This is a genomic window from Chryseobacterium sp. RR2-3-20 (genome assembly GCF_017808115.1).
GTDB classification, from domain to species: Bacteria; Bacteroidota; Bacteroidia; order Flavobacteriales; family Weeksellaceae; genus Chryseobacterium; species Chryseobacterium oryzae.
In genome coordinates, this window is sequence record NZ_JADQBD010000018.1 from 1 (window position 1) to 25,602 (window position 25,602).

Here is a 25,602-nt window from a genome sequence, read left to right on the forward strand (position 1 = left end):
TAAGTATTCAGGCAATAATAACTTGAGTAGGTCTTCTGTTTTCATCCTCTGCAAAAATATCAATTTTTAATATTAATCCCCAACTTTTGAAACTGATCCTAAAAAATCAATTTCAGTATTCGTATTAGGAGGTCTTTCTGTAATGTATTTATTCACGATTAGGATTTACAAACAATATGAGAAAGAGAAAAAAAGAAGAAATATATAAAAAGCACTACGGCTAACTTGGGTTTTGCAAGATGCGGTGTTGAAGGTGTTCTTAGAAAAGTTTCAGAAAATACCCACAAAAAACTTTTCCATTTTTTAGTTTTTTCGTAATTTTAAAAAATGGAAAAAGTTTTTGCTAGCGTTCGGTCACCTCTTGAAATTTCGGTTGCAGTAGCCCGCACCTCGCAAAGCCCCTTTCCGTTATCTGTAATCGTTCCAAAACCCTGTCAATAAATGAATTTTACCATTGAAAATAAAGGCGATGTTTCAAACGAATTTCTAAAAAGAGGAATTAAAGATTTTAAAGGTGCGTGTGACTTTATCTCAAAACTTCCTTACAAGAGGAATAGAAACAAGAAGAGCCTTTTATGCGTATTTGAAGATAAAGCTGGAACTTGTAGCACGAAACATTCAACTCTACGAAAACTGGCACTTGAAAATGATAGGAATGACATTAAACTGATTCTTGGTATTTTTAAGATGGATGCTGAATACACCAAAAAGATTGAAAATACACTGAATGAATATGATCTTGAATATATTCCTGAGGCACATAACTATTTAAAGATTGTGAACGAATATTATGATTTCACAAATCCGAATTCTCAGTATTCTGACCTTGAAGATAAAATATTAGAAGAAAGTGAAATAGAATACAACGAAATATATGAAGAAAAAATCAAAACTCATAAACTCTTTTTTGAAAAATGGATACAAGATAAACCGCAATTCGATCTAGAAAAAATTTGGGAGGTAAGAGAAAAGTGTATATTTGACTTGCAAAATTGAAATTACGACTACAGATAACATTGTATTTGCAAAAGGCGGGGTTGAATATATAATAAAAAAACGCGATGCATTTAGTCGCAACTTGCTTTTCATATTGTATTTTTTTGTAATTTAACAATCTGAAAAAGCAATTTGCTTCGTTCGGTCGAAATTGAAGTTTCAGTTAAATTTAGCCCGCCCTTCGCAAATACTTTTTCCGTTATCGGCAATCCTACCAAAAATCCGCATAAATGAAGAAAATATTTGAAACTGAGAGATTGATATTAAGAGAATTAAATACTGATGATGCTAAAAATTTTTATGAATTGAACCTAAATCCAAATGTCATAAAATATACAGGTGACAAAGCATTTAAAAATGAAAGCGAAGCCAAAAATTTTCTTGAAAATTACAAAGATTATAAACATAACGGTTATGGAAGATGGGCGGTAATTGAAAAATCAACAAATAAATTTCTTGGATGGTGCGGATTAAAATTTGGAGAAATTGATAATGAAACAGATATTGGATTTCGATTTTTTGAAGAGGAATGGAATAAAGGTTATGCAACCGAGAGTGCAAAAGAATGCTTAACATATGGTTTTGAAAATCTAAAACTGAAAAAAATTATTGGACGAGCAATGAAAGATAATATTGGCTCAATAAAAGTGCTTGAAAAAATTGGTCTAGAATATGAAAAAGATGTAAACTTTGACGGACAAGATGCAGTCATTTATAAAATTGAAAAATAAATCGCAATAAAAGGACTGCCGATAACATAGTATTATATCAAATCTTATTGCAGAGTGCTTTAAACACTACATTTCCTTACTCTCTTATCTCGATAGGTAGAACATAAGGAGAACAAATCAGAAAACATCGATAAACAGATAGATTCCTGCCTTATTCTGTTTTGCAAGGAAATTTAACTGCTGATATTCAGCAAGCATAGAACAATAGTAAGAATGGCTTGCTTTAGCAAAGCCTTTATTTATTAATAGTTCATTCAGACATTCGCCGGTCGGCAGAATGACATAAGCCAAATCTCTCAGCCAAAAATCTGTCCGGTTATCCAATTCTGTTAAAAGTGTTATCCGTGTTCCTGGTGGACAAACTTGCAGAACATAATCCAAAGACATCAAACCATATTGAAGCAGTAAACTGGCAGGTATGCCTGTTTTCGCTTCATCCTCACGCATTTTTCTCGAAAAATGAACTTCCGGTGCATCCAATCCGTAAAGTCGTATTTCGCGCCTTTCCTGTGTGAATTCTTGTTTTACTTTCAGACTGTCTCCGTCCACGACTTCTTCCACTATCCAAAAAGTTTCCATATGGCTGTTAGGGATTTGGAAATATTTTAGACTTTCATTTCCTGTTGTGCTGCTCTCCGTTTCGTTAGCATTTGCACTTATTGCACTGTATTTCATTGGTTTTCAGTGTTTTAACTATTGTTTTTATAAAGGTAATGAATGATATTTGTATCTGTCTAGACAACAGTGTTTTTCTCTCTTTTCTAATTTTTAAAATTTAAAACAATGGCAAGACAAAAAGGCCTCATGAAATACGTCGGAACAATCGGTGACGTTAGGCATTTTAAAATCAAAGGTCAGGAAGGATTTTTCGCCGGTATGGTCGGCGGTCCAACTGCACAGCAGGTGCACTCTGCACCGGAGTTCGAAAGAACACGCGAAAATATGAACGAATTTGGAGGTTGCGCCAAGGTTGGTAAATCGTTAAGAACGGCTCTCTCCGCTCTTATGGGAAAATTTACGGATCCACAGGTAACCGGTCGTTTAACTTCTATCATGAAGAAAATCAATCTGGAGGACGGAACCGAAGCCAGAGGTTACCGAAAAGTTGAAGTGTCCACTCAGAGGAATTATTTGCTTGGATTTGAATTCAACAAAAATCTTTCTATCTCCGGTATTTTTAATGCTCCTTACGACATCGAGCCGGATGCAGGAAGAACTTCTTCAGATTTTATCGTGGCGGCGTTTAATCCTGCTGATCTGATTACTGCTCCTTCAGGTGCAACTCATTTCAGACTGATTAACGCGATCTCGGTTCTTTCTGATTTTTCTTACAATCCGACCACAGGAACCTACGAACCTGATGACATGGTGAACAATGAGCTGACAAACATCGCTTATTCCCCGTACATTCCGTTGAATGTTCCTTATGCAGGTGATACCATTACAGCAACACTTCCGGGCGCTCCTGTTTTGGACAATAAAGTTTCGGTGGTTCAGTGTATCGGCATTGAGTTCTTTCAGGAAGTTAACGGAAATTATTATCCTTTCGCCTCCGGAAACTGTCTCAAAATTGAGGAAGTATTTTAGGATAAAATCTTCAAAGGGCTTCCCGAACAGGGAAGCCTTTTTTGTTTCACTTTACTATTTCACAAATACTTAATCAGTTATGAAAACAAAAATCATCAGAGTTGCAGAAGGCAAAAATTCTACACTCTCGCATTTATACATTGACGGCATTTTCCAGTGTTTTCTCCTGGAAGATAAAATCAGAGCCGTTAAGATTATGAAGCAAACTGCTATTCCGGAAGGTGTCTTTAGGTTAAGACTCAACACTTGGGGCGGAATGAATAAAACCTATTTTCCGAAATACAGACCAATTCACAAAGGAATGATTGAGATTGCCGAACTTCCGACCTTTTCTGCAGTCTATATTCACATTGGAAACACGATTGAACACACTGCAGGCTGTCCGCTTGTCGGACTGTCTTACATTAAAAAAGACGGCGATTATCAGGTTTTGCAAAGCGTGGACGCTTACAAGCAGGTTTACAAAAAACTGTATGAAGCCGCGACCGGAAAAGATAATCAGATTGAAATCAGTAATAATTTTCAATTCTAAGAAATGAACATTATGGAAAATGAAATCACAGTGAGCGTGTTCTTTGGTTTTATCAGCAGTGTTCTTTTGGCGGTAGTCGCCTACTTTATACGGCAACTGCACACCGACTTTAAAAGTATGGAAAAGGATATGTCGGAAGTTAAGACCATGGCTCTGGTCATCAAAACCGAGTTTAAGAACAGTTACGATCTTCTAAATCAGAAGGTTGAATATTTGGAACAAAGAATCAATAAAATCGAGTTGAATCAAATTAAAAATCAAGACAATGAAAAATAGAAACCTAAATTTAGTGGATCGCGTATTGGAACCAACACCAAAATGGTTCAGAATTGTGCGTAATCTTGGACTGGCGTTGTCAGCGGTTGGCGGTGTTCTTGTGGCTGCTCCGGTGGCTCTTCCTGCAGCAGTCGTTTCCGTCGGTGGGTATTTGCTTTTAGGCGGCTCCATCATCGGGGCGGTCAGTCAGACTGCAATCAGTTCTGAAGAGTATGGCGAAAAATCCCGAAAATCGGGCGAAAATTCGTCCGAAAATTCACCCGGTGAGTCAGGAAATCAGCCATAGACAGGCGCTTATCTTCAACGAAATCCATTCAGGCCGGTTCAAAAGACCGGCTTTATTATTTGCTTTCCTCCGTTTGCACCGTTTCTTATAAAGGGGCGAAATATGTATGCTTTATGTTGCGCTTATCGGTTAAATCAGGGTGAATCAAGTCAAAGTCAGGGTGTGGAAAAATCAGCGTTGGCATCCGGTGGCTGGTCGGCGCGTTAAAATTTTAGATCTTAGGTAAATAAAAAACTTCCCGAAGGAAGTTTTTTGAGTTTAGATTGAAAAATAATATTTGCGAACGAGCGAATCTCTTAATTGCTTGAGCAGTTCGGACTGCTTCTGCATCTTCTGCTCCAATTCCCACGTGGATTTGATTTTGTTAACCATTTCCGGGTTTCTAGTTGCTTTTTCAATGCCGGGCTGGATCCAGTTGCGAAGCAAGATTTTGAGATCCGAAAGGCGAAGCATTTCGATAACGCTTCCGCAAAGGTGCGGGTGGAAAAAGCCATGCTTCCAAAAGGCGTAAAAAGTCCAATAGTAGGTTTCGAGTTCTTCCGTACTGGTAACGTAAATGATGTGGCAGTTCGGGCAGGGTTCAAGCATTGGTTTTCCTGCGTTTCTTCCTCTTGAAAGGATGTAAAGAGCTGTTTCCGGGGCTGGGCTGTGGACTGAGTACGTCCGTACTTTGTGTGTGAGCATAATTTTGGTTTAAAAAATTTTGCTCCGCTGAAAATTTTTCAAAAGAAAAAAAAGAAAAAAAGAAAGTGCTCCGACCGTGTGGAAGGAAAATGCGATGCAATATTTTTTTGCAAAAAAGATGGACGTATTATTTTTCACGGCTATCTTTTTTTGCAAAAAACCCTTTAGGGCTTGATATTGTCAACGCATTTTCCTGACTACAGAACTTTACTTTCTTTTTTTTTATTTTTTCTTATCCGAAATCTTCTATTTATGGGAATTTGAAAACTCGATATTGGCAGATATTTGCTTATTATGCAGACACTCAAAGCGGTGGGAAGAAATGGAAAAGACACCTGTATGGCGCACCGAATACTTGGAGGGGCGGCATACTGGTGTGCGCGGTGACGGAAGTGTATAGACGGCAGAGAAAAACTGTTCTTCAGGAACAGTAAAGTGAATGACGGCTATATTCTGTAGAAAATTGGGAAGCTGTGGGAAAGAACTCTCTTTAAAAGACCGAAATTTTCAAATGATATTGCACTCAAAGCGAGGAAAAGCGATGGAAAAGACAGGTGCATAGTGCTGTGAAGACTTGGAAGAGTGCTATGCTCCTGTGAGCGGTGGTGTTTTTGTATGGACGGCTCGTCCGTGCATATAAAAACACCACTTGGGAAAGCGATGGCAAAACGGGGTAAACACTTCGCAGAAAAATGGTGCGTGACGAAATTGTCAACTTGCATAAATCTTCCTTATTTGCCTGAACTGTAACAGCGGTTGCAAAGACAGCGGTATGGAGGGCGGAAAGAAAATGCTTTTGCTTAGAAATTTCAGCACGCGCCATAAACACACTGAAAACCATAGCCTATGAAACTCAAGTGTTTTTGGTGTGTGGTGAAAATATGGCGGCTGCTAAAGCAATTTTCTTCAGTATGGAATACTACTGTGCGTGGTGACGAAAGCGACTGTATTGCCACTAAACTTATCCGCTGAAAAAAAGCAATACATTGGCTGTAGGAACTGGATAAATCCCGAAACTCTCTGCACCATTTTTCTGCATCCTTAGCAGGGTTGGTGGGGATATGTAGGTTTTGAATTGTGGAACTGAACGTGTAAATTATAACTGCATGAGCGGCTGGAAGGCGTTGGAGCAAAAGGGCTTCGCCCGTTGCAAGGAAAGCATTTTACATAATCTCAAATTATGGGCAATGATGTGGTTGCATTTGCACGTAAGGGAGCTTGCGGACTGGAGGGCAACGTTTTGCGCCGGCAATTTGACCATAATTTCGATTATGTAACTTGCTGTGGCAGAGCGGGGATATATAATCTGAACTGTAATTTATTCCTTTTTTAATGTCCGTTCAAAATCATCACATAATTGGTTGAGAATATCTTTGGTTTCACGAATGAAGAAATCGCCTAATGTTTTATTCTTTATGGTAAACTTGCGGTAGATTTTAGAAAAATCTGCATAGATCTCATCCTGCGAAAATGCAGAGCCTGAATCTAAAATTTTTGCTATCAAACGCTTGCCCGTATCTTCCTGCTTTACAAATTGAAAAAGAGTGGAAATCTTCTCTTCAAAATCTTTGATTAATTCTTCAACGGCTTCTTCTTCCTGATTTCTTTTTTCAATAACTTTCAGAATATTGTAGCGGTATTTTTTATCGTCTCCATAATCTCCCCGTGACTCTGCTACTACTTTTTTCTTTTCTTTTTGCTCATATTCCTGAGGAATTACAATACCAATACGGTTGTCAAAATAAATTTCAACATCATCAATAATTTCTCCTGTGCGGTTGATTTGGTTGTAAATGATATTGTACCGGTGCCAAAACTCCAAAAACAGTTTTTCTGAGTATTTCTTATTCAGTTCAATAACAAATTCAATGAGATTCAAAATTCTGAAATACTTCTGAATTGCTACTTTTAACTGTTTTGCTTCCTGCTTGTTATTTCGAATATAATCATCAAAGCCCTCTTCAATCTGCATTATCATACTTACATCCGGTTCTTTGCTGTGGTAAGCCGTGAATATTGGAAAATACTTTTTGAAAAGCATATCTTTCTGCAAATCAGAATAAATCACCTCCAATTTTTCTTCATCGCCCAAAGGATCGAAATCTGAAACTACCACATTGCTGAAGTGTTCAAATGCTTTTTTAATATTCTGAACATTGACGTTTTTGTAAGAAAAATCTATGATTTTACAATCGTTTTTGTATTTGGTTGTTCTGTTTACGCGAGAAATGGTCTGTATGGCATTTATACCACGGATCTCTTTATCCAAAAACAAGGTATGTAGTTTCTGTTCGTCAAAACCTGTCTGCAATTTATCTACCACGATAATAATACCGTTTTTGGATGTTTTAAAATTCTGCAAAACCCTTTCCTCACTTAAACCACCATTTAATGAACTGCAACTTGCATAATCCTGACTATCGGAATAAATAATATAAACAGGTGCATCTGCAAATCTTTCATATTTAGGATTTCCAACTGTCTCCTGATAAAATTTAGAAATAAAGTTTTTGTATTTAATTGCCGCCGGAATGGAACTTACCGCTAACATTGCTTTTGCAGTTCCTCTGATATTGTGATATACAGTGGTTACCAGTCTTTCGACCACGAATTTAGAAATCGCTTCAATACGATGTGGATTTTGATAAATTTTCTTTTTTCTTATCGCATACTTTTTACCGTACTCATCAATTCCTGTATCTGTTCCTTCGGGAATTTCTTCCAATTCATACCCTAAATCATTTTCAAAACCTTCCAATTCGTTATCAGGTATTTCAAAAAACATTTTTGCGGAAACAGGCACAATCCCTTTTATTGGATTTAGAATATATCCATCTGAAATTGCCTCTTTCATCGTATAACTATCAAAAGGCACCCATATTTTTTCGGCTTCCGCATATTTGTTAAACTCCCCGAAACGCGCCAATGTATGGTCACTTGGTGTAGCAGTAAAACCTACGATTAGATTTTTTTTGGTATGGATTTTTTTGTATTTATCATTATTATCAAAACTGCTCTGCAATTCATCGAACACACTCAACATATCTTCGTGTTGCGTTCCACTGTTGCTTCGGTGTATTTCATCTATCAGAAAAGCAATACGCAATTTGGAAAGTTTTTCTACTGTGGAAGCATCCAAAATATTATCAACCGAACTGAACTTCTGAAGATTTACCACCACAATTCTTTTATCGGAACTCAAAGCATCGATAAAACTTTTTCGGTCTGTCGCTTCAATGAACATTGATTTCTGAATGTTCATATTATGCATTTTGCTGTCCAATTGGTCGCGTAACTGCAATCTATCCACCACCAACATTACTTTATCATAAATGAATTCGCCGTCTTTCCGCAAATCTTTTAACTGCAATGCGAGCCAACCAATGATATTACTTTTTCCGAAACCGGCAGCATACTGTAAAAGGAGCGAATAAATTGTTTTGTTGTTCTGATATTTTAATCTCTTGGCAATGAGTTCCTGAATTTGTGCAGTTCCTAGACCTTTGTCCAAAAGCTCTTTTTCCAATTTTTTGATAAAATATTCGGGGTATGCTTCATTAGCAAGAAATTCATCAATTTTGGTAAGTACTTTATCCGCTCCAAATTTCTGTTTTGGGCGCGGAGCAATTAATTTACCGTCGTTGTGTTTGTATTCCTTTGTTCTGCTGCCTTCTTTTTTTATGAGTTCCCGCTCAATGAAATTGTAGTAGAGGATTTCTTTTTCCACCATTCTTTTGTCATAAAGGGAGCGGAAAACCTCTTCAAATTTTTCAATTTTGGAACCTTCACGATTTCTTAACGGATAAGGTTTGAATTCATTCAGGAATTTTTTTTCATAATCTGTAAAATCAAAACTTCCATCGGTTACAGACTGTTTTATTTCATCTAAAAGTATTGAAACATTCCGAATTACATAAGTATCGGAAAGGTCTGTAGAAGTAATGTGAACAGCTTTTTCGAATATATGGAGGAAGTCTTTGCGAATAGATTGTGAGGTGTCGTTTTTATCGGCCACCACCAAATATTGCTGCACTGCATTTTGGTAATCTTTCATCACTTTTCCACGACCATTTTTCAGTGCGGTTTGGCTGTTCCAATTGCTTTTCAGTTCGCTGTAGCCAAAGAAAATTCCGTTTACAAAAAATGTAAGGTCGGGACGGAATGAATACTGTTGTTTGCCTTCGTATTTGTAAGTATAAGGAAGTTCCTGAACAACAGTAAAAATATTCTCGTCAAACAATGCATCTTCTTTCAAAACACTTCCGCTGGGATAGAACAAATGGAGTTTTACCCCTTCAAAAGTTACCGATTTATTGGTGTTGAGAAACACCGCCATATTCATAGACGATTTTATTTTGTCGTCTAAAAAAACGGTAAATGCGTCCATCAGTTCTTTTTCGGAACCAAATTTTTTTAGGAGTTTTTTGTAATTTACCTTATTGAGAGAGGTTTCGGAAATGAAAGACCTCAAATCTTCAGTAATAAAAAATGAGGGTGAAACGGTGTTTGCTTTTGCTTCACGGTATTTTAAACCATCGGTTCGTTCGCATAGGAAGTTGATAAGGTATTTTTCCTGAAGGTCAAGTTCTTTCATAGTTTTTTTAGTTTGAAAATAATGGTTCTGCTTTCCAATCGAGTAAATTTCCTTTTCCATCTGATGGAATTCCCAAATATTCTATCGGAACTTCACTGTATTTTTTTAGCAAATCATCTAATCTTACGGTGAAATCATTTTTTTGTCCGGATGCATCCATTAGATATTTCAAGGCGCAAATAAAATAGAATGTTCTTCGGTTGTTATTATACCTGTTGCTTACCCAATTTCCCTTCGGCTTTAACAAAAGAGAAGGTTCAATTGCCAAATCTTTGTTCCAAAGCCGCGAATGATGGGCACAAATATTTCGCACATAAGTTAAGGAATGTAGCCAAGACTGAAAAACGGTGTGGTGAAGTTTGAAGTAATCTGCAATTAACTTTTTATCGTCATTATGCCGAAGACCTTTATAGAAACCAGACAGTTCGCCAATGGTAAGCAGTTCAAAACACATCCAAGCAGGTGGATTCGCAGGTTTATGGTAATTATCGGTATAATGTTTTATGAAAACCTCGGGTTTACGGTTTGTTTTTGCTTTCTGAATAATATCCTGAAAACTTGAATGGGGGTCTACCAATTTTCCAAACTTGTTGTAATGGGCAGAGATAAAAATTCTCGGGTCATCCTGCCAATGCGAGTTGTTGTATTTAATCGCCAATTGATAGATAAATTGGGTTCTGATTGCCACTTCAACCCTTTCAATACAATCAAAAACAAACAGACGAAGTTCTCGGTCGAATGCGTAGGTTTTTAGCACCTGTTCCCAAGTAGTTCCTGCATCAAAAGTATCTTTTATTTTTTGATAAGGGATAAAATAGGCACTAAAACGGTAGTAACTAATCTGCTCTAAAACAGATATGGCTTTGGGTTCATCGGCAACCACTAAACCTCTTTTTTTAAGAAGTTGCAATTGGTCCTGAAACAGTAACGGCGGTTTCTGATATTCTTTCTTACTCATGGGTGTATAAAAAGAGAAGACCCTCCAAGTGTGCATTGTTAAGAGGCAAGGAGGGTGTATTATCTTTAGTTGAAAAACTTTCTATATCAATATGCTTTCTAAATCTGAAAAGCACTTTTGTAATGCAAATGTAAGACAAGTGTAAGACTTTTGCAAGAAGTTTGTTAACAAATATGTAAACATTTGAGTAAACCATAATACAAACACTGTGCTAAACCACTTTTATTTTACCTGTAACCGCATCATTGATGAGCACTTTGCGAAGATGCTGAAGCGTGGCGATTTGGGTTTGCAGATTGGCGACAATTTTGTCTATGGTTGCGGTTTTTTGATCGAGGTAGTCTGCGATTTGGCGTTGTTCTTCGTAAGTTGGATATACAATATCAAAAAATTTAACATCTTCTTGATTGATGCCTCCTTGCGCACCACCTGTCATTAAAGTTCTAATCTTTTCTTTTCCTGAAATTAGAAAATAAAAATAAAATCTTTCAAATAAATTTTTCTTTTTACTCATTGCAACAATAGACTGATTTATCGCTGTTTCAAAATGCAAATAACCAATATTTGAACAAGTAGCACCTGTTAAAGCAATTAAGATTGAATTTGGACTTGCGATTTTAGTTCCACTAAATGCATCTTCTGAAATATAATCCTCGACACATTCTAATGTAACTTCATTATTTTGCACTTTACCGGAAGGAATCCAAGGAAAATCCCCACTCCAAAATTCCTTTTCTTTTGTTGAAGGTGTTCCGCCTGAAATGGTATTAAAAACATCTTTAACCCTTTTCACTTCCCAGTGTTTCGGAATTTTGCCAATCCAGTCTATTTCACTATCCTTTAATTCCACCTTATTGTCCAAACCTTTTGTAACTGCTTTGTTGATGATGGCTTTTCGGAGTTTTTTGTAGGTTTCTATTTTTTGGTTTAGGAGTTCGGTTTTTTTATCAATGGTGCTGGTTTTTAGGTCAAGATAATTGGCGATGGCGGTTTGTTCGGGAAGTGGCGGTAAAAATATTTCAAAATTATTGATATCTTTTTGAAATAAATGAGGAACTCCCATTCCATCTTTTTTTAATTGAATTATTTCTTGGATAAAATTTGAATTAAGGAAATAATAAATAAAAACCGAATTTTGATTTTTGAAACGTAAAACGGCAATTGAACTGTTCACTGTTCCTTCTGACGGCAGATTTTTAATAACATTCACAATACCTAAAGTTGAACCATCTTTCACTAGTAGAACATCATTAATCTGAAGCATAATTTCAGGTGATTCAAAATATCTTTCTGCTGTAATATAGTTTACGTTAGTAAAGTCGATTTCAATATCTTTAATATTAGGTGTGGATAAAAAGAAAAATCCTTCATCAACATATTCTGATGCTTTTAGTGCTTTCCAACCAACCCTTCCATTTACACTCCCAATATTTTTTATCCGATCAATTTTCCAATGTGTGGGGATTTGGATATTAGATTCCATTATCATACCTCCAACTCTTTTTCAAGATTTTCCAACTCCACTTCCAACGCCATAAGATTTGCTCGCAGTTCGTCCAAATCCTGCAGTTCTTCGGGTTTGTAAAACACTTTGTTGAAGTTCAGTTCTACACCTACCGTATTTTCAAGATACTCAAAAGGTTTGGTCACGTATTTCGCCATAAATGCTTCTATATTTTTACGGTTTTCAGTTTCATTGGGCGAAAACGGGATGATTTCATAATCTTTCTGCGTGTCTTTCACCAATTCTGCCCAAACCGTAATTTTTGCGTCTTTTGTTTTGGTGGCTTTTGTGTATTTGGATTTTATGAGGATTTTGCCGTTTCCGAGGTATTCTTTTTGCTGATTTTTACCTGTTGCAACAATGGTTTCTCGCTTTTTGTCCCAAGTGTAGGCGTTTCCATCTTCGTCAATCGCAATAAATGCATCGTCGGTATAATCAAAACTTGCCACAAAACTTTTGAAATAGCCGTTGTAGAAATCTTCTAAAGTGGGATATTCTTCTTTATCATATTTCCACTCTTTACGCGGATTGATTGATTTTGCGTTTTGCAAATTCAGCGTGTCAAGAATAGCTAGAGATTTTAAGTCTAGTTTAATGGCTTTTTCTTCTACTACATCACCGTTTCTAGAAATTTTATCGGGCATTTCTATAGATTTACCTTCAAAGTCCACATTCGTAAGCAAGATTGCCTGTTTGTTGTAATAGAATTCCCATTTATCAAAAACTTTTGCGTATTCGGTATCTTCAAAATTAATGAAGGCATCTACAATAGTTTTGCGGTTTTCGGCATTCATCTGTCTGCGTTTTTTACCTTTAGATTTTTTTAATCCTTCCCAAAAATCGCTTCCGTTGATGAGTATCACCTTGTCCTGTCTTTCGGCAGGTTTATTTTTGTTGAACACCCACAAATACGTGTATATACCTGTATTGAAAAATTCGTCTGTCGGCATTTGTATGATGGCTTCCACCCAATCATTATCAAAGAAATATTTTCGGATATTGCTTTCGCCACTTCCTGCATCACCACTAAACAAAGTAGAGCCATTGTGAACAACTACTGCAAAACCATTATCGTCATTCAGTTTGGAAAGAATATGTTGGGTAAACAAAAACTGTCCGTCTGAAATAGAAGGTAATGCCATAAAGCGACCTGTTTGGTCGTTGGTAATTTCTTTTTGATAACCTTTCCAATCCACACCATAAGGCGGATTTGCGACTGCGATGTTGAAGGATTTATCGTAAAATTTTCCTGTATCGGTTAAGGTATTTCCGTATTCTATGGAAGTGTCTTTTCTGAAACGGCTTTCAATTTTTGCGAGTGCATAAAGTGTGTCATTCCATTCCTGACCGTAAGTTGCGGTAGGTCGGGAAAAATTTTCCTGAATTTTATCTTCCACCCCAAAAAGCAGGTTTCCGCCGCCACAGGTTGGATCGTAAATGGTAAGAAACTGTCCGTTGTCCTCTATTTTAGAGGTGATTAATTCTGAAATCAAAGCAATAATATCATCCGGTGTATACTGTTCTCCGGCAGTTTCCGCTGAAATATCCGCCCATTTTCTTTTGATATGCTCTTCTAAAGTTGTGATTTCGGAATTGTTGAACGGTGTAAGGTCAATTTCACTCCAAGCTTTTACGGTATCGAAAAGTATTCTCTTTTTTTTCAGTAATCCTGCAGTTCCTGAAATATCTAAGAATTTTTCTTCTTCGTTACCTTTATCTACCCCCAAAAGGAATTTGGTTTCGCTATCAAACGCTTTTAGATAAGCATCAAAATCGGCATCAAAACTTTTGTCATTTTTGGCAATGTCTTTCAGCGTAATTCCCTTGCGAATAACATAATCGTTATAGCCTAAACCTTCAAGTTTGAACACTTCAATGAAATCATCCATATCATCTTTTCCCATTTCGACTGCCAATTTATCCGCTTCGCGAATAAGCCTACTTTCTACCATTAAAAGGGCGAAAAAAGGCATCATAAATTTCGGGAAATCGCTCTGCTTTATACCGGCACCAATTAAGAGGTCGGCGGTTTTCCAAACATCGCTTTCGTATTTTAATATATTGATAATCATTGAATTGTATTGGTTATTATGATAAGATTTTTAAATTATTGCTAAAACTTCAAAAATACAAAATGCAAACGAGAGAAAAAAAGGGAAATTGAAAAAAGTAAGTAAAGTAAGTAAGTTTTGAAACAAAACTTTTTTAAAAAATTTTGTTGAAAAAAAACTATTTAAAACAATGAAGTTATGGGAAAAGTAGGGAAGTGTGGAGAGCCGTTTGCACTGTAAACATCTATTTCAGCATTTTTTTTCTGAAAGAAAAAATAAAAATTTTCTTTTGCCGAACTTTGGTTACTTTACTTACTTTCTACAAAAAATGAAAAGCAGAGCAAATAAAGGTGAAAGCATTTCAAATTATAAGAAATCACTTTTTGTTTTTTAATTTCTCATATAAAGTTCGAGTGTATCTACCTTCAACCTAACCTGTAACCATTTTCTGAGTTTTTGTTTTTCGGCTTCCGGGAGTTCTTTTTCAGATTCGTATATCGCTACAGGAATTACAGCAGCAGAATCAGCATCAGAAAGTATTTCTTGCTTTGCAGCAGAAAGTGACTTCAAGTCGGGGAATATTGCTTTGGCTTCGGAATAAAGATTTTCTGTATTGAAGGTATAGCGGTCTATTTTGGCGTTCAATTCGGCAGCGATTTTTGCAGCGTCATTGCCGGCTTCATTATTCTGAATTTTATTGGCTTTGGCGAGGAAAGCACTGTCCTGACGAATAATCAGTTTGGTATTTTCTAAACCGAAATCTGCCATCTTTTTGTTTTCTTCGGCAATCTGATCTGCAGTAAAACGCCTTGTCAGAAATGCCAGTTCTACTCGACGCGGATCAGTGGAATAAAATGTTTTCCGGTAAACTATGGCATTTCCTTTATCTTCAAATTCTGTGGTGATAAACTGTGAAACTTTGTCATAAAATCTTTGTTGCTGAATAAAGCGATAAGCAAAATACACACTCGGAATAATCATCAGCAAGGTGATTGCAGTAATCCAGTTTCTTACTGAACTTGCTTTTTTGTTATCCACCAACCCTGCTGCTGGATAATTGAGGTATTTTACAATAATGAAAGTAGCAATACAGATAAAAACGCAATTGATGGTATACAGAAACATCGCCCCGGCGAAGTAGCCGAAGTTTCCTGTAGCCAAGCCATAGCCTGCTGTGCAGAGCGGTGGCATCAAGGCGGTTGCAATGGCCACGCCCGGAATTGGATTTCCTTTTTCAACTCTCGTGACTGCAATTACGCCTACCAAACCACCGAAAAAGGCTATTAACACATCGTAAATATTAGGTGCTGTTCTTGCTAAAATCTCAGACTGCGCTTCCTTGAAAGGCGAAATTAAAAAGTATAAAAATGATACTATTAAACCCACTAAAGTAGAAATCAACAGATTTTTAAGCGATTTTCTTAAAAGCGTGAAATCGTAAATCCCTAAAGCGAAACCTGCGCCCACAATTGGACCCATTAAAGGGGAAATTAACATCGCACCGATAACCACCGCCGTGGAATTGACATTGAGACCAACCGAAGCGACCATAATGGCACAGGCCAAAATCCAGAAATTGGAACCCGAAAAGGAAATGCTGTTTTTTACATTTTCAAGGACTTTCTCTTTGTTCTCTTCGCCGTTGTGAAGGTTGAAAAGTTTGTTCATTTACAGGATAATTTAGGCCATAAAATTACAATTTTTTTTCATTATACCATTTCAATTCCTGAATGTTGGCCGGCATAGAAATACCGTTGGTAAGCAGATTGATTTTCACCTGATCAATCATTTCGCTGCGAATCATCAGGGCATCACGGCGGTAATCTTCGGCTGCTACCCAGAAAAACACCTTGATATTGACGGAATTAACACCCAATTCGTCCGTCATTACGAAAGGTTCACGGTCTTCATCTTTTAAGGAAAGCGGATGACTGTTCATCGTGTTCAAAATGATTTTCTTGGCTTGGTCGATATCATTTTCATAAGCAATACCGACCATAAAATCCATCCGGAAGTAACCGTCTTCGGTAAAATTGAACACCGGTTTTTTTATCACGTCGCTATTCGGAATATAGACATCTTTGCCGTCAAAAGTCTTCAGTTTGGTGTAGCGGAACTCCATGGATTTCACCCTGCCGAATATATCGCCGATACTCACCGTATCATTAATGTTGAAAGGCCTGTTGAACGACAGAATAATTCCTGAAATAAAATTTTCTCCGATATCCTTAAAGGCAAATCCCAAAATCACGGCAGAAGCACCTGCGGCTGTTAAAACTCCTGTAGCAATTCCGTCCAAACCGGCAACTTTCAACCCGAACATAATAACGATAATGACAAATACCGTTTTAATGGCTTTGAGCAAAAAATTGGTCATCAACGGGTCTGTCGATTTGCCTGCTATAAACTTCCGAGAAAGGTCCGTGAGTTTATTGGCTATAAAAATGCCCAATGCAATTACCAAAATAGCGGCAAGGAGACTGGGAATCTGTTCTACAAAACTGTTCCAACTGTCCTGAAATGACCTTATTAATTTTCCGGTTTCCATTTATATTTCATATTAATTAACCCGAGTTCGGGATAAGATTAAAAAATAAATTTGCAAGAAAAAGTAATAATTCGTATATTTAAGTATCTAACATTCAAATATTTAACGAATTATTACTTATGATTTTGAAAGACCAAATTACAAATATTTTTGTACAGGTTGATGATTTTTGTAAAGAATTTGAACAAAAAATCAAACAAATGAAACTTGAGGCTCTTGGAAGTGACAAGAAAAGAAGAAATAGAAAAACTCAAATGTCAGATTCTGAAATAATTACCATCATGATTGGATTTCATTTGGGAGCTCACAAAACTTTCAAGCATTATTACCAACAAATTATTTGTGGATATTGGAAAGATTTGTTTCCCAAAAGCCTTTCCTATAAGAGATTTGTAGAACTTCAGCAAAGAAGTTTTGTAGTTTTCGCTCTGTTTCTAAAAGAAAAAGCTTTGGGAAAATGTACAGGAATCAGTTTTATGGATAGCACAACTTTAAAAGTTTGCAGGAACCAAAGGATACACAATCATAAAGTATTCAAAGGTCTTGCAGAGCGTGGAAAATCTTCAATGGGTTGGTTTTATGGTTTTAAATTGCATTTGGCTTGCAACGAAAAGGGCGAACTTTTATCGTTTTATTTAACGAAAGGAAATGTGGATGATAGAAACCCTAAACACATCAAAAAAATGACAGAGCAACTTTTTGGGAAACTATTCGCAGACAAAGGATACCTTTCCAAAGCCTTGTGGGAGATGCTTTTCGCAGATGGAATACAACTTTTCACCAAACTTCGAAAGAATATGAAAAACCATATTATGAATATGGAAGATAAAATTTTGCTCCGAAAAAGAGCCATCATTGAAACGATAAATGACGAATTAAAAAATCATTGTCAAGTAGAACATACTCGTCACAGAAGTGTAAACAATTTTATGATGAACATTCTTGGAGGACTTTCTGCATATTGTTTCTTTCCAAAAAAACCATCACTAAACTTAAAAAAAGTAAATGACGGTCAATTATTTTTAAACTTTGCTTAACCCGAACTCAGGTTAATTTATCTCCCAAATATATTTTTTCTCCCGAAAGAGCGTAATATCCTGTGAAAAACTGATTATTCATACTACTGCTTTACATGGATTGTTAATGTAACCATATACGTACTTAATATATCAAATGGTGAGGATGAATATTGCCTGATTGCTTTTGCAAGAATGTAGTATTTGCCTCTATCAAAATAAGCAACCTTGCCTTCTCTCGGAGCAATGGTTTCTCGTTGAGGGATGTATTTTTTTTCTAAGAATGGCGTTCCAAATGCATTATAAATGGGGCGAAGCAAATCATCGCCATCCTGATAACTATTACCGATAACGTATGAATAGGTGATATGCGTGAGGTTATTTTTATTAAACGCAAACTCTGTAGGCATGGACTTTACTGATGAAGGCACAAATACTTTTTGAAGATCACTACCTTGTGTATTCAAAATAGTATGGAAAAAAACAGGTAAATCCTTCATTTGCAATTGATATAATTTTTTATACTTAATGTCTATTTTATTTAATAAATAAGCGTACGTAGCGGTATTATCAGATAAGCAATCTAATCGCAAATTATTTTCTGCACATATCATGGTTAAGCTTCCTGCGTTAATATCTATATCGGAATAAAGTACAGATGGGTAATAGTTTTCAAAATAATAAAGCGAATAAGGTGCCTTATTAGTAAATTCTACTTTATAATTGTCCAGAAATAATTTCAAATTTTTATCCATTTTATATGTATTCGCAGCAACTTCTTTTACTTTTTTCTCTAAAAGTTGCTTAAAATCATTTTCTGACATTCCTAGATGAAATCCTGTATAATCTTTAGTAAAATAGTGTATATTACTATCCAATGCTTCCGCTCTATCCTCTGCCATTAATTTAAAAATGGATTTGGGATATTTCTTTATAAACGCATAATATTCTTCTAGATTATTACTATCATGTATTTTTTGCCATAAAGCTAATTCTTGCTCGGTTTCTTTCTTAGTAGAAATCCCTTTTTTTATTTTACATAGGTAAATAAGCTCTGATAACGCTTCAAACATCTCCTTGCCTTTAGCTTTATCGTTATAAGGAAAATAAAAGCCTATTGCATCTATCTCATTCGTAGTTGGTTTACCATCTACGACTATTGTAAATTTCTGTTTATTTTTAGGAGTAAGAATGACCATTCCACATTCGCCAATCGCTTCATCTAATATGCCTACTTCTTCTATTTCTGCTAAGTCCATATTTTCATAAACCAGCAATGCTCCTTCGATACCATTAATGTAATTAACCGTAAGGTCATTATAATTAAACATGAAATTATTTTTAGGATTCTTGATAGCGATGTCATCATTATTGTTTTTTACAATTTTACCGTTGGTGGCATAATTAATCGAATTAACCTTTTTCGCGAGCGTTTCAAATTGTTTATAATCGGCAACTTCTTCTTGTGCATTTACCGTATATGGTATGCTAAGCAAAAAGACTAGGAGTAGTTTTATCGTTTTCATGATGTTTATTTATAAAAATTAAAGACTAATTATTTTCTCCTGCTCCCATACTACGCCTACATTTAGCAGCAATAGTATAATTATTAGTTTTATTTTTATGGCAATTATTTCTTACATGTTTCTTTTAATTAACAATTTTCTTATTACAATCGCAAGGGCTCTTTGCCTTACTTTTTTCAGTTCGTAACAAACTAAAATCATCGAGTGATAAATAATAATCTGTTACTCCCCATTTTGATTCAACATACGACTCTCCAGAGTCATCAGGTTGGCAACTTCCATCATAAACACTTACTAATGCCTCACCTCCAGATTGATATGCTACATAAAAATTCGATATTCCTGCAATGGAAACAACCGCTCCCTTATCATTCAAAAAAACTTTTCTATTTATGCCAATATCACAACCACATCCTCCTTTGCTCGTTGAAGCCCAAAACATACCAGTCTTGTCATTTATAAAAGGTTCAATCCAAAAAAAATTATCTGTTTCAAAAGCCAATTTTCCATTCTTATAAATTTTATGAAGCACTGGATTAGTAATATCACAACCCAATCTTTCTCCTACCACTTCAACTTTATAAATATTTCCAGAGTTTTTAATTTTCTTTGCTTCTGAATTCTTTGTATCTCCAAATCCCAAATGCACCACATTCGCTTTAGAATCCTTTGCTTTTTTATCCAGTTCCTCTTTTTGTCTTTTTGCTTCGGCAATAGCTTTTTGCTTTTTTTCCTCTTCTTTTTTTGCCACTACTTCTTGTACACGTTTATCTTCTGCGGCTTTGGCTTCGGCATTTTTTTTATCTACAGCCGCACAACCAGAACAATAGCAACTTTTCTCCGAAGTAAAGGTTGCTCCTGCCAATCGGCAACAATTTGGTTTGTAATCATGGGCTACTTGTGCTGTAGTGGTGTAATGCAATCCTATCATTAATAAGACTAAAAGTAATTTTGTTTTCATAGTTTTATTCTTTTTAAGTTTTCATAAATTAACCCGAGTTCGGGATAAGATTAAAAAATAAATTTGCAAGAAAAAGTAATAATTCGTATATTTAAGTATCTAACATTCAAATATTTAACGAATTATTACTTATGATTTTGAAAGACCAAATTACAAATATTTTTGTACAGGTTGATGATTTTTGTAAAGAATTTGAAAAAAAATCAAAAAAATGAAGCTTGAGGCTCTTGGAAGTGACAAGAAAAGAAGAAACAGAAAAACTCAAATGTGAGATTCTGAAATAATTACCATCATGATTGGATTTCATTTGGGAGCTCATAAAACTTTCAAGCATTATTACCAACAAATTATTTGTGGATATTGGAAAGATTTGTTTCCCAAAAGCCTTTCCTATAACCGATTTGTAGAACTTCAGCAAAGAAGTTTTGTAGTTTTCGCTCTGTTTCTAAAAGAAAAAGCTTTGGGAAAATGTACAGGAATCAGTTTTATGGATAGCACAACTTTAAAAGTTTGCAGGAACCAAAGGATACACAATCATAAAGTATTCAAAGGTCTTGCAGAGCGTGGGAAATCTTCAATGGGTTGGTTTTATGGTTTTAAATTGCATTTGGCTTGCAACGAAAAGGGCGAACTTTTATCGTTTTATTTAACGAAAGGAAATGTGGATGATAGAAACCCTAAACACATCAAAAAAATGACAGAGCAACTTTTTGGGAAACTATTCGCAGACAAAGGATACCTTTCCAAAGCCTTGTGGGAGATGCTTTTCGCAGATGGAATACAACTTTTCACCAAACTTCGAAAGAATATGAAAAACCATATTATGAATATGGAAGATAAAATTTTGCTCCGAAAAAGAGCCATCATTGAAACGATAAATGACGAATTAAAAAATCATTGTCAAGTAGAACATACTCGTCACAGAAGTGTAAACAATTTTATGATGAACATTCTTGGAGGACTTTCTGCATATTGTTTCTTTCCAAAAAAACCATCACTAAACTTAAAAAAAGTAAATGACGGCCAATTATTTTTAAACTTTGCTTAACCCGAACTCAGGTTAATTAATATACCCTCATCAATTTGCGTGGTGAACAACTCTCTGAGGAAAAGGAATTTCAATATCGTGCTCTCTGAACGCTTCAAAATATTTAACTCTCAATTCACTTTTGAGATTTTCTACCCTGAACGGATCACTTGACCAGAAATAAACATTAAAAATCAAGGCAGAATCTGCATAATCATTAAATCTAACGAACGGTTCCGGTGTTTTGACCACTTTCGGATTAGCGGCAGTTACAGATTTTAAAATATCCATAACAGTCTGAACATCGGAACTGTAAGCAACACCCACCTGAATATCAAACCTTGAATTGAGATTGCTGTGCGTCCAATTGAACAGATTGTTTTTGGTGAGAAAAGTGTTCGGCAGAATTACATATTTGTCGTCCCGCGTTAAAACGGTGGTGGTTCTCAAATTAATTTCCTTCACCTGACAAACGAGTTTATCGACTTCGATAATATCGCCAACTTTAATGCTCGAATCCAACAGCAACACAATTCCTGAAACAAAGTCGCTGAAAATATTCTGCAAACCCAAACCAATACCCACCAATAAAGCTGCGGAAGCGCCCATCAAAACAGAAACATTTATGCCGATCATATTCATCCCCAGAATGAAACCAACGACATAAAGAACGTATTTAATCAGACTGAAAATGGTGAACTTTTTAGATTCATCAAGTTTATGAGAGCGGTAAATCAGTTTCCGAATGAGTTTTATAATAAAATTTAAAGCCAAAATAAAAATGACTAAAAATATCAGCGAAGAAACCGAAATATCGGCTTGACCTATGGTAAAAAGTTTGAAGTTCAAGAGTTCTCTAAACGTAAATTCTATATTTTTCATAATTTCTACATAATTAATCTTACACCACCCAAATCTGCCACACGATAACTAAATCGGTCGCTTGGCGAGGCTATGAACATAAAGTTTTTCGGTATATTCCAATGGCGGGAAAGTTCATCGATCAGTTGTGGTGTAAACTCGCCGGGAATTTCTATAAACTCGATATCAATTTCCGGATAGGCACGGTCCAAAACACGAAGGTCCGATTTTAAATCTCCGTTGTCATCACCTTCTCGGAAAACATTTACCACTTTAAGTTTTTTGGTGGTCTCGTTATTCTGCACATACTGCATCACCTTATTCATAATGGCCACATCATCTTTTTTTGTGAAAAACACGAACTCCTGCGAATGAATATTGCGGTTTAAACGCCGTAAATATCTGTTTGACCTGACGAAAAATTTCCTGAAAGGTCTGGAAAATGCTTCTAAACCCGAAATTAAAGCCGAAATAATGATGGTTCGGTTCAGCATAACGCCCACCACCAATAATGCCGGAATTAAATATTGCAGAAACGTATAAAAAGCCGCTTTGTTAAGCAAAATGTTACCAAAAAATGCTAAAACTACAAACGAAACCGCAATCAGAACATTCAAAACAGTTGCTCTTTCGGGACGCGGAAGTTTTCGCCGCTTGATTTTCAGCAGTAAATTCCCTATTCCGAAAAGTGCCATTACCGAAAGAAATGAAAAGGTATAAACCCCTGCAAGCGAAGCCAAATCGCCTTTTGTAGCAAACAATACGGAAACACACAGAATCAGAAAACCTATTGCAATTCTGTAAAAAGAGCCTTTTTTGTTGGTTTTCAGAAAATAATTGGGCAAGATTCTATCTAAAGTCATACGGTTTACCAAACCCAAAACACCCACGAAAGACGTAAGAACTGCACCACAAAGCACCAAAACCGCATCAATGGAAATAATGGTTGCAAGCCAACTTCCGCCGGTTTTGCTGCCAAGGTAAGCCAATAATGCCGAACTGTGCTCCTGAACATCGGCCACAGGAATTATAAAAATTACCAAAAGCGCCATCACAGGATTGAAAAAACTAACTACGGCCCACATATTTCTTAATGTTTTCGGGAAGACGCCGTGCTTCTGTTCTTCCACAAAATTGGCTGAACTTTCAAAGCCTGAAATCCCCAACATTGCTGCAGAAAATCCTAAGAAAAGTGCCGTGAGTAAACTTCCGCCCTTCACCGGCAAACTCCAATTGAGTTCGAAAACATCTAAACCATTTCCCAAAACAAACACAATTCCCGTAATAAGCAATAAACTTAAAGCGGCTAAATGGGTAATAAAGATTACCACCGCAACAATTGCCGATTCCGAAATTCCTATAATGGTTAACAGCGTAAAAATGCCTAAAACCACTACTGTTGCCAACATTACATTCACCGGAATTAAATGGTCGAGATAATGCATGGCTTCCGAAGCGGAAATTACCGCAGTTGCCATATAAGACAGCACCGTTAAAGCTGCGGCAACTGAAGCCACTTTTTTTGAGGACGTATTGAGCAATACATTGTAAGCACCGCCGTTTAATGGCAAAGCACCCACAACTTCTCCATATATTTTCCTGAATAGAAACAAGACCACAGCAACTACCAAAAGTGAAATCCAAGCAAACTGACCGGCATACATCACGGTAAGCGCTGAAACATACAGACAACTTGAACTAATGTCGTTTCCGCTGATTGCTGTGGACTGTAGCTCGTTGAGTTTTTTATGAACGGACTTTTCCATTTCTTACATTTTTTTCTTTAGTTTTTTCCTGCATAATTTCGTTGATGCCAATCATTCCTATAGTTCCCACCGGCATATCAACACGGTTTCTGAGGCTGGTATAACGCGCCTCCACTTCTACAGGCAATTTTCGGTCCGAAGCAATTTCTTTCACTTCAAACTCCTTGGTGCAGGACATAATGTTATAAAGATCACTTCTGCGGTCTTTCAGGTTTCTTACGCTGCCATATTCGTGGAGCTCGTCCAATAATTTTAAATCTACATCAGCAATCAAAATCATTTCCGTGTTTGGTGTGGATTCACTTTTCACGGCGTTACTCGGAAAAGCAAAATCGCTTGGCGTGAAAACCGCACTTTGCGAATAATGAATATCGAGATTTTCCACCTGCGGAAGATTGCCCACATTTCCTGTAATTGCCACGTAACATTCGTTTTCTATGGCTCTGGCTTCGGCACATTTTCTTACACGCATATAGGCATTCTGCGTGTCGGTAAGGTAAGGCACAAACAAAATCTGCATGCCCTGGTCTGCCAAGATTCTGGGAAGTTCCGGAAATTCAACATCGTAACAAATTAAAACGCCCACTTTTCCGGCATCGGTGTCAAAAGTTTTAATAGTATCTCCACCTTTCAAGCCCCAATATTTGGTTTCGTCGGGCGTAATGTGAATTTTGTCGTAACGGTCTATTTTCCCGTTTCTGTGACACAGGAAACCCGTGTTTTTCAGTTCGCCGTTTTCGTAGAAAGGCATACTTCCGGCAATGATATTTACATTGTAAGCAACAGCCAATTCACTAAATTTATCCCGGATTTGAAGCGTGTATTTGGAAAGCAAACGCATGGCTTCGGCTTCAGAAACATTTTTGAATTCCGCCATCAGCGAGGTGTTGAAATATTCCGGAAATAAGGCAAAATCGGATTTGTAACCGGAAATAGCGTCCACAAAATATTCTGCCTGCGTAAACAAATCATCCAAATTTTTATACATCCTCATCTTCCACTGCACCAAGCCGATACGGACGTTTTTCTTTGGTGTTTTTCTGTCGGAATCTTCATCTTCATAAAAGACATTGTTCCATTCCAAAAGCGTTGCAAACTCTTTGCTCTGCACATCTTCCGGAATATAGTTTTTAATAATTTTCTTTACATGGAAATCGTTGCTCATCTGAAAACTCAGCACCGGGTCGTAAATTTCCTTGTGTTTTACTTTTTCAAGATATTGTTTTGGTGAAAGTTCATCGGCGTATTTATGATAAAAAGGAATTCTGCCACCGAAAATAATATTCTTAAGGTTCAGTTTTTCGGCAAGTTCTTTTCGCGCGTCATACAATCTTCTTCCTAATCTTAACCCTCTGTAATCCGGGTGGATAAAGACTTCTATACCGTAAAGCGTTTTTCCGTTTTCATCAAAGGAAGAAAAAGTGTAATTTCCGGTGATTTGTTCGTAGGTGTGCTTATCTCCGAATTTTTCGTAATCCACAATTAGCGAGAGTGCGCATCCGGCAACTTTACCTTCAATAAGGATAACTAACTGGCCTTCCGGAAAAATTTCTGTTAGTTTTTGAATGGATTTTTCACTCCAATAACTGCCCTGCCAATTGGGATAGGCTTTCTTCATGACGTCCAATAATTCTGAATATTGGTCAGGTTTTAGGGGACAAATTTCTATATGTTGTGTTGAGTTCATCATATTACTGA

20 protein-coding genes and 1 pseudogene are annotated in these 25,602 nt (G+C 36.4%); 8 read left to right on the forward strand and 13 right to left on the reverse strand.

Going from position 1 to position 25,602, the window contains the following annotated elements; all coding sequences use genetic code 11:
* The first annotated feature begins 441 nt into the window (after nt 1-441).
* Both IV513_RS06340 and IV513_RS06345 read left to right on the forward strand, forming a co-directional pair.
* The gene (locus IV513_RS06340; RefSeq protein ID WP_209389768.1) at nt 442-996 is read left to right on the forward strand and encodes a hypothetical protein; all 555 of its coding nucleotides are present in this window, start codon (nt 442-444) and stop codon (nt 994-996) included.
* 230 nt (nt 997-1,226) lie between these two features.
* Nucleotides 1,227-1,727, forward strand: coding sequence for a GNAT family N-acetyltransferase (locus IV513_RS06345; protein WP_209389769.1), 501 nt, complete (start codon nt 1,227-1,229; stop codon nt 1,725-1,727).
* A 117-nt stretch (nt 1,728-1,844) separates the two neighbouring features.
* Here IV513_RS06345 and IV513_RS06350 read toward each other — a convergent pair whose 3' ends face one another.
* On the reverse strand, nt 1,845-2,402 hold the full coding sequence (locus tag IV513_RS06350) for a thermonuclease family protein (RefSeq protein ID WP_209389770.1): 558 nt from the start codon (nt 2,400-2,402) through the stop codon (nt 1,845-1,847).
* A gap of 108 nt (nt 2,403-2,510) precedes the next feature.
* Between IV513_RS06350 and IV513_RS06355 the strand changes: the two genes are divergently transcribed.
* From IV513_RS06355 to IV513_RS06370, 4 genes are all read left to right on the forward strand, one after another.
* Nucleotides 2,511-3,314, forward strand: coding sequence for a hypothetical protein (locus IV513_RS06355; RefSeq protein WP_209389771.1), 804 nt, complete (start codon nt 2,511-2,513; stop codon nt 3,312-3,314).
* A 79-nt stretch (nt 3,315-3,393) separates the two neighbouring features.
* The gene (locus tag IV513_RS06360) at nt 3,394-3,846 is read left to right on the forward strand and encodes a DUF5675 family protein (RefSeq protein ID WP_209389772.1); all 453 of its coding nucleotides are present in this window, start codon (nt 3,394-3,396) and stop codon (nt 3,844-3,846) included.
* A 12-nt stretch (nt 3,847-3,858) separates the two neighbouring features.
* On the forward strand, nt 3,859-4,122 hold the full coding sequence (locus tag IV513_RS06365) for a hypothetical protein (protein ID WP_209389773.1): 264 nt from the start codon (nt 3,859-3,861) through the stop codon (nt 4,120-4,122).
* A 76-nt stretch (nt 4,123-4,198) separates the two neighbouring features.
* A complete protein-coding gene (locus IV513_RS06370; RefSeq protein ID WP_209389774.1) occupies nt 4,199-4,408 on the forward strand; it encodes a hypothetical protein in 210 nt (69 codons plus the stop codon).
* Between the two features lie 258 nt (nt 4,409-4,666).
* Here the strand turns inward: IV513_RS06370 and IV513_RS06375 are convergent, their stop codons facing one another.
* From IV513_RS06375 to IV513_RS06405, 7 genes are all read right to left on the reverse strand, one after another.
* Nucleotides 4,667-4,996 carry a hypothetical protein gene (locus tag IV513_RS06375; RefSeq protein ID WP_209389775.1) on the reverse strand — a complete coding sequence of 110 codons (330 nt, stop codon included), beginning with the start codon at nt 4,994-4,996 and terminating at the stop codon, nt 4,667-4,669.
* 1,414 nt (nt 4,997-6,410) lie between these two features.
* Complete coding sequence (locus tag IV513_RS06380; protein ID WP_209389776.1) at nt 6,411-9,686, reverse strand: DEAD/DEAH box helicase family protein; 3,276 nt, start codon at nt 9,684-9,686, stop codon at nt 6,411-6,413.
* Nucleotides 9,687-9,693: 7 nt separating this feature from the next.
* A complete protein-coding gene (locus IV513_RS06385; protein WP_245168880.1) occupies nt 9,694-10,680 on the reverse strand; it encodes an Abi family protein in 987 nt (328 codons plus the stop codon).
* 175 nt (nt 10,681-10,855) lie between these two features.
* The gene (locus IV513_RS06390) at nt 10,856-12,127 is read right to left on the reverse strand and encodes a restriction endonuclease subunit S (protein ID WP_209389777.1); all 1,272 of its coding nucleotides are present in this window, start codon (nt 12,125-12,127) and stop codon (nt 10,856-10,858) included.
* A 2-nt stretch (nt 12,128-12,129) separates the two neighbouring features.
* Nucleotides 12,130-14,220, reverse strand: coding sequence for a class I SAM-dependent DNA methyltransferase (locus IV513_RS06395; protein WP_209389778.1), 2,091 nt, complete (start codon nt 14,218-14,220; stop codon nt 12,130-12,132).
* A 369-nt stretch (nt 14,221-14,589) separates the two neighbouring features.
* Nucleotides 14,590-15,867, reverse strand: coding sequence for a DUF389 domain-containing protein (locus IV513_RS06400; protein WP_209389779.1), 1,278 nt, complete (start codon nt 15,865-15,867; stop codon nt 14,590-14,592).
* 25 nt (nt 15,868-15,892) lie between these two features.
* Nucleotides 15,893-16,747: a mechanosensitive ion channel family protein gene (locus IV513_RS06405; RefSeq protein ID WP_209389780.1), complete on the reverse strand. Its 855-nt coding sequence runs from the start codon at nt 16,745-16,747 to the stop codon at nt 15,893-15,895.
* Between the two features lie 119 nt (nt 16,748-16,866).
* Here IV513_RS06405 and IV513_RS06410 point away from each other — a divergent pair, with 119 nt between their 5' ends.
* On the forward strand, nt 16,867-17,784 hold the full coding sequence (locus IV513_RS06410) for an IS982 family transposase (protein ID WP_209389781.1): 918 nt from the start codon (nt 16,867-16,869) through the stop codon (nt 17,782-17,784).
* Nucleotides 17,785-17,867: 83 nt separating this feature from the next.
* On the opposite strand, the gene IV513_RS06415 is transcribed toward IV513_RS06410, so the two are convergent.
* Both IV513_RS06415 and IV513_RS06420 read right to left on the reverse strand, forming a co-directional pair.
* Nucleotides 17,868-19,289 (reverse strand): hypothetical protein, encoded by a 1,422-nt coding sequence (locus IV513_RS06415; protein ID WP_209389782.1) that lies wholly within the window; start codon nt 19,287-19,289, stop codon nt 17,868-17,870.
* 124 nt (nt 19,290-19,413) lie between these two features.
* A complete protein-coding gene (locus IV513_RS06420) occupies nt 19,414-20,250 on the reverse strand; it encodes a hypothetical protein (protein WP_209389783.1) in 837 nt (278 codons plus the stop codon).
* 131 nt (nt 20,251-20,381) lie between these two features.
* Here IV513_RS06420 and IV513_RS06425 point away from each other — a divergent pair.
* Nucleotides 20,382-21,298 (forward strand): annotated as a pseudogene (locus IV513_RS06425) (IS982 family transposase).
* A 30-nt stretch (nt 21,299-21,328) separates the two neighbouring features.
* Here IV513_RS06425 and IV513_RS06430 read toward each other — a convergent pair.
* Genes IV513_RS06430 through IV513_RS06440 form a run of 3 tightly spaced genes read right to left on the reverse strand, consistent with a single transcriptional unit; the run spans nt 21,329 to nt 25,594 of the window.
* Nucleotides 21,329-22,159, reverse strand: a complete 831-nt coding sequence (locus IV513_RS06430) for a mechanosensitive ion channel family protein (RefSeq protein WP_209389784.1) — start codon at nt 22,157-22,159, stop codon at nt 21,329-21,331.
* 5 nt (nt 22,160-22,164) lie between these two features.
* On the reverse strand, nt 22,165-23,904 hold the full coding sequence (locus IV513_RS06435) for an APC family permease (protein ID WP_209389785.1): 1,740 nt from the start codon (nt 23,902-23,904) through the stop codon (nt 22,165-22,167).
* Entirely contained in the window at nt 23,885-25,594 is a 1,710-nt protein-coding gene (locus tag IV513_RS06440) for a bifunctional GNAT family N-acetyltransferase/carbon-nitrogen hydrolase family protein (RefSeq protein ID WP_209389786.1), read from the reverse strand. The genes IV513_RS06435 and IV513_RS06440 overlap by 20 nt, the downstream gene beginning before the upstream one ends.
* Nucleotides 25,595-25,602: the final 8 nt, after the last annotated feature.

Excerpts from the sequence above, each read along its gene's own strand:
- IV513_RS06340 (WP_209389768.1), top strand. The coding sequence starts at position 442 with ATGAATTTTACCATTGAAAATAAAGGCGATGTTTCAAACGAATTTCTA.
- IV513_RS06345 (WP_209389769.1), top strand. The coding sequence starts at position 1,227 with ATGAAGAAAATATTTGAAACTGAGAGATTGATATTAAGAGAATTAAAT.
- IV513_RS06350 (WP_209389770.1), bottom strand. The coding sequence starts at position 2,402 with ATGAAATACAGTGCAATAAGTGCAAATGCTAACGAAACGGAGAGCAGC.
- IV513_RS06355 (WP_209389771.1), top strand. The coding sequence starts at position 2,511 with ATGGCAAGACAAAAAGGCCTCATGAAATACGTCGGAACAATCGGTGAC.
- IV513_RS06360 (WP_209389772.1), top strand. The coding sequence starts at position 3,394 with ATGAAAACAAAAATCATCAGAGTTGCAGAAGGCAAAAATTCTACACTC.
- IV513_RS06365 (WP_209389773.1), top strand. The coding sequence starts at position 3,859 with ATGGAAAATGAAATCACAGTGAGCGTGTTCTTTGGTTTTATCAGCAGT.
- IV513_RS06375 (WP_209389775.1), bottom strand. The coding sequence starts at position 4,996 with ATGCTTGAACCCTGCCCGAACTGCCACATCATTTACGTTACCAGTACG.
- IV513_RS06380 (WP_209389776.1), bottom strand. The coding sequence starts at position 9,686 with ATGAAAGAACTTGACCTTCAGGAAAAATACCTTATCAACTTCCTATGC.
- IV513_RS06385 (WP_245168880.1), bottom strand. The coding sequence starts at position 10,680 with ATGCACACTTGGAGGGTCTTCTCTTTTTATACACCCATGAGTAAGAAA.
- IV513_RS06390 (WP_209389777.1), bottom strand. The coding sequence starts at position 12,127 with ATGGAATCTAATATCCAAATCCCCACACATTGGAAAATTGATCGGATA.
- IV513_RS06395 (WP_209389778.1), bottom strand. The coding sequence starts at position 14,220 with ATGATTATCAATATATTAAAATACGAAAGCGATGTTTGGAAAACCGCC.
- IV513_RS06400 (WP_209389779.1), bottom strand. The coding sequence starts at position 15,867 with ATGAACAAACTTTTCAACCTTCACAACGGCGAAGAGAACAAAGAGAAA.
- IV513_RS06405 (WP_209389780.1), bottom strand. The coding sequence starts at position 16,747 with ATGGAAACCGGAAAATTAATAAGGTCATTTCAGGACAGTTGGAACAGT.
- IV513_RS06410 (WP_209389781.1), top strand. The coding sequence starts at position 16,867 with ATGATTTTGAAAGACCAAATTACAAATATTTTTGTACAGGTTGATGAT.
- IV513_RS06415 (WP_209389782.1), bottom strand. The coding sequence starts at position 19,289 with ATGAAAACGATAAAACTACTCCTAGTCTTTTTGCTTAGCATACCATAT.
- IV513_RS06420 (WP_209389783.1), bottom strand. The coding sequence starts at position 20,250 with ATGAAAACAAAATTACTTTTAGTCTTATTAATGATAGGATTGCATTAC.
- IV513_RS06430 (WP_209389784.1), bottom strand. The coding sequence starts at position 22,159 with ATGAAAAATATAGAATTTACGTTTAGAGAACTCTTGAACTTCAAACTT.
- IV513_RS06435 (WP_209389785.1), bottom strand. The coding sequence starts at position 23,904 with ATGGAAAAGTCCGTTCATAAAAAACTCAACGAGCTACAGTCCACAGCA.
- IV513_RS06440 (WP_209389786.1), bottom strand. The coding sequence starts at position 25,594 with ATGATGAACTCAACACAACATATAGAAATTTGTCCCCTAAAACCTGAC.